The organism is Actinomycetota bacterium (assembly GCA_005774595.1).
Classification (GTDB): Bacteria; Actinomycetota; Coriobacteriia; order Anaerosomatales; family D1FN1-002; genus D1FN1-002.
Genome location: VAUM01000152.1, coordinates 1 through 4,480 on the forward strand (window position 1 = coordinate 1; position 4,480 = coordinate 4,480).

Annotated in this window: 3 protein-coding genes and 1 riboswitch; of the genes, 2 read left to right on the forward strand and 1 reads right to left on the reverse strand. The window is 69.6% G+C overall.

Translation table 11 applies throughout. From position 1 onward, the window contains the following. A partial coding sequence (locus tag FDZ70_06800; GenBank protein ID TLM76279.1) for a hypothetical protein occupies window positions 1–598 on the reverse strand: 598 nt, incomplete at its 3' end. A 128-nt stretch (window positions 599–726) separates the two neighbouring features. On the opposite strand from FDZ70_06800, the gene lon reads away from it, so the two are divergent. Both lon and FDZ70_06810 read left to right on the forward strand, forming a co-directional pair. Continuing rightward, window positions 727–3,090: an endopeptidase La gene (gene lon / locus FDZ70_06805; protein ID TLM76280.1), complete on the forward strand. Its 2,364-nt coding sequence runs from the start codon at window positions 727–729 to the stop codon at window positions 3,088–3,090. A 208-nt stretch (window positions 3,091–3,298) separates the two neighbouring features. After that, a riboswitch (cyclic di-GMP riboswitch) is annotated at window positions 3,299–3,385 on the forward strand. A gap of 94 nt (window positions 3,386–3,479) precedes the next feature. Then, a partial coding sequence (locus FDZ70_06810) for a hypothetical protein (protein ID TLM76281.1) occupies window positions 3,480–4,480 on the forward strand: 1,001 nt, incomplete at its 3' end.

Below are 4,480 nucleotides of genomic sequence, written 5' to 3' on the forward strand. Positions count from 1 at the left end.
CCGCGAGAGCCACCAGGTCTTGCGCCGCGTCGAGCGGGCCGTTCGTGACGGCCGGATCCTCGACGAACCGCCCGTCGGGATCGAGCGCAGGCGCGCCGGCGACCCGGACGACCACGGCGAGGGGCACGCGCGGCGCAACCGGGTCGTAGACGAGGATGCGCCCCTGTGTGACGACCTCGTTCACCTTGCCGGTCGTGCCTCGCGCGCGCACGCGGACCTCGACGGGGTAGCGGCCGGCCCGAAGGTCCCCCTCGGTGAGGTCGCGGTCGAACTGCGCCGGCACGGTGGAGGACTCGACGTCGTTGAACACCCGCGTGCGCTGGTAGAAGAGCTTGCCGCTCGGGCGGAGCACCCGGACGCGCACCTCCACGTAGGGCGAGCCGGTCTCGACCCGGGAGACCACGGTGAACGCGGCCTTGCCCTTCAGCGGCACCGAGGGCGCCGCGTTGTCCACGCGCACCGAGTAGACCGGCCCGTCCGCTGCCTTCGGCGGCGCGGCGGACGCCGCCGGCAGCCCGGACGCGAGCGCCGCGACGGCGCACAGCGCAGCGAGCGCACGAGCGGCGCGGATGGGGGTTGCGGCGGTCCGGTCCTGCATCTTGCGCGGCTCCGGGGCCCGGCGGTCGTGACCGCTGTCGGCAGGTGGGGGGTTATGTGACGGCGAATCTACGGGCAAGATTACCGTACCGGCGTTGTCGAGGCGTGGAGGTGAGCGGAGTGACGGCGATGAGCGACGATCCCGTGGGCGGCGACGTGCTGCCGCTCATCCCGCTGCGTGACCTCACGCTCTTCCCGAACCTCGTCGTCCCGCTCTTCGTCGGCCGGGAGCGCTCGATCAACGCGCTCGAGGAGGCGATGCGCGCGGGCCACCTCGTGGCGCTGGTGACGCAGAAGCGCGCCGACACCCAGGACCCGGGCCGCGACGACATCTACGACATCGGGTGCGTCGCCAACATCCTCCAAGAGCTGAAGCTGCCCGACGGCACCGCCAAGGCGCTCGTCGAGGGGCAGAGGCGCATCCGCGTCCTCGAACTGGTAGAGGACCGGCCGTACCTCGCCGTCCGGGTCGAGTACATCGAGGAGGACACCTCGGTCGACATGGAGACCGAGGCACTCATGCGCGCGATCGTGGACGACTTCGAGAAGGCGGCCGCGCTCGGCAAGCCGATCCCGCAGGAGGTCCTCCTCGCCGCGGGCAGCATCACCGAGCCCGGCAGGCTCGCGGACTTCCTCACGTTCCACCTCAACCTGAAGGCCGATGAGAAGCAGATCATCCTCGAGGCGATCGCCCCGATGGCGCGGCTCGAGGCGACGGCGCGGTTCCTGCGCAAGGAGATCGAGCTGCTCGAGCTGGGCAGCCGCATCCAGGACCGCGTGAAGGAGTCGATGACCAAGACCCAGCGCGAGTACTTCCTCCGCGAGCAGCTCAAGGCGATACAACAAGAGCTGGGGCAGTACGACGAGGTCCAGGCCGAGGTCGAGGAGTACACCGAGAAGATCAAGCAGTCCGGGATGCCCGAGGAGGTCGCTGAGAAGGCCCTCAAGGAGGTCGGGCGCCTCGAGAAGATGCCGCCCGCCAGCGCCGAGACCGGCGTCATCCGCACCTACCTCGACTGGCTCACCGGTCTGCCATGGCAGGTGACGGACGAGGAGAAGCTCGACCTCCTCGAGGCCCAGCGCATCCTCGACGAGGACCACTACGGGCTCGAGAAGGTCAAGGAGCGCATCCTCGAGTACCTCGCCGTGCACAAGCTCACCGACAAGATGCGCGGGCCGATCCTGTGCTTCGTCGGCCCTCCGGGCGTCGGCAAGACCTCGATAGGCAAGTCGATCGCACGGGCGCTCAACCGCAAGTTCATCAGGATGTCGCTCGGCGGCGTGCGCGACGAGGCCGAGGTCCGCGGGCACCGGCGCACGTACGTCGGCGCGCTGCCGGGCCGCATCATCCAGTCGGTCAGCCAGGCCGGTACGCGCAACCCGGTGTTCATGATGGACGAGGTCGACAAGGTCGGCGCCGACTTCCGGGGCGACCCCACCTCGGCGCTGCTCGAGGTCCTCGACCCGGAGCAGAACTACTCGTTCCAGGACCACTACCTCGAGGCGCCGTTCGACCTGTCGGACGTCATGTTCATCACGACCGCGAACCTGCTCGATCCGATCCCGGCGCCGCTGCGTGACCGCATGGAGGTCATCCACTTCCCCGGCTACACCGAGGAGGAGAAGCTCCACATCGCGAGGCGCTACCTCGTGCCGAAGCAGATCCGCGAGCATGGGCTGTCCGAAGCCAAGGTCGAGTTCGACGACTCGGCGCTCAAGGAGATCGTGCGACGGTACACGCGCGAGGCGGGGGTGCGCGGGCTCGAGCGCAACGTCGCGGCGATCTGCCGGCAGGTGGCCCGCAAGGTGGTCGAGGGCAAGCGCGGCAAGACGCGCGTCACCGGCCGCACGGTCGCGAAGTACCTCGGGCCCGAGAAGTTCACCTTCGGGCTCGCGGAGGAACGCGACGAGGTCGGCGTCTCCACCGGCTTGGTATGGACCGAGGTGGGCGGCGACGTCATCTTCATCGAGGCCACCACGATGGCGGGCAAGGGCGCGCTCATCCTCACGGGCCAGCTCGGCGAAGTGATGCGCGAGTCCGCTCAGGCCGCGGTGTCCTACACGCGCGCGCGCGCCGAGCAGCTCGGCGTCGCGGAGGATTTCAGCGAGCACCTCGACGTCCACATCCACGTGCCGGAGGCGGCTATCCCGAAGGACGGCCCGTCCGCCGGCATCACGATGGCCACGGCGCTCGTGTCCGTCCTCACCGGGGCGCCGGTGCGGCGTGAGGTCGCGATGACCGGTGAGATCACGCTGCGCGGCCACGTGCTGCCGATCGGCGGCCTGAAGGAGAAGCTCCTCGCTGCTCACCGCGCGGGGATCGAGACGGTGCTCATCCCCAAGGAGAACGTGCGCGACCTCGAGCTGCTGCCCGCTCACGTGCGCGAGGAGATGGAGATCGTGCCGGTCGAGCACATGGACGAGGTCCTGCGCCGGGCGCTCGTGCGGCCGGGCGCTGTCCAGCGGCCGTCCCGCCGCCGATCCGCCCGCTAGCCAGCCGCTCTCGGACGCCCTTCCGAACCGCCCGCCGCTGCCGGCGCGCCCTCGCTGTGTCGTGACACCGCGCACATACGGTCACTCACGCGTCACACAAGATTTAGACATTACGAAAGATTATGTGAGAAACGGCACACAAGAGGGCAAGAACGGAGTAGCGTCAGGCAATCGTTCATCGCCGGATTGACACCTGAAGAGAGCGTCAAGAGCAACGGGAGACGTTGAAGCGCCGCTTCCTCCTCGGTCACCTGTCCGAGCGGCGTGGAGTCCAATGGTGAGACCGGCCCGCACGGAGAGGGCCGGTTTCTGCGTTCTTCAGGGTCCGATCCGATTCGAAGACACTTCTTTCGGGCGTCCTCCGGCACGAAAGTGCGGAGGTGAGAGCCATGACACGCAGGGTCTACGGACAGGGACCGTGGCGCCGACTGCTCTCCACACTGCTGGTCGTCGCGTTCACACTCTCGTTCTCAGGCATCGGGTACGCCGCTGAGGCGCCGACAGCCGAGGTCCCTGCCGCCCAGGCCGGGGCCTCGTCGCCTGCTGAGGGTGCCGCGACGGAAGCGCCCGCTGCCGAGGAGCCCGCTCCCCCGCAGGAGGCGGCGCCGGCCGAGTCCGAGGTCGCACCGCCGGTCACCACGGCGCCGGACACTCCGAAGGCGCGCCCCGGTGGCGCGACACGCGAGCGCACAGCGGTCAAGGGGGCAGTCACGCGCACGGGGCCGGCCGGGAAGACGGTCGGCACGAACAAGACGTCGGGCCAGAAGACCCGTCGTCAGGCCGTCGAGGCCGCTGTGTCCGCAGCAGCCGTGACGGCGCAGGGGAGTGTCAGCGTCAGGCTGGAGGGCTATCGCCTGACCCCGTGGGCCGGGTGGGTGCCCGCCAACCTCGGCAAGGACTACGACGAGGGGGACTGGGTCCCGTACCGGTTCACCATCGACAACTCCGGCGGTGACGCGCCGGTGTCGTTCGGGGCCTTCAGCTTCGCGTACGACCACTACCTGAACAGCGGCAGCAAGAACGCTGTCGGATTCGACGCGACACGCGGGTGGAAGTTCTACACCACCGCGACCGAGCCGGACACGGGCGATCCGTCGTCGCACTCCGGCACGGGGCTCTCGCCGCTGTCGCAGGACGCCGGCGCGATGGGCTCGTCGCCCGCACTGTCGACCAGCTTCGGCGCCGGTTCGGTCGTGGTCCCGGCCGGCGAGTACGCGGTGGTCATGTACGAGGCGCATCTGGCCGTCACCCCGTGGTGGCGGTTGCAGAGCCCATCCCGCAACGGCTCCGGGTTCTACCCCGGGTCCAGCCTGCAGATGCGCGTCGCTTCGCCGTCCGGCGACCGCACCGTGACGCTGCCGGTGCCGCCGGAGCCCGACGCGTCGATCGC

What these genes read in the sequence shown, in the direction of transcription:
- lon (TLM76280.1), top strand. Translation starts at nt 727, where the DNA reads ATGAGCGACGATCCCGTGGGCGGCGACGTGCTGCCGCTCATCCCGCTG.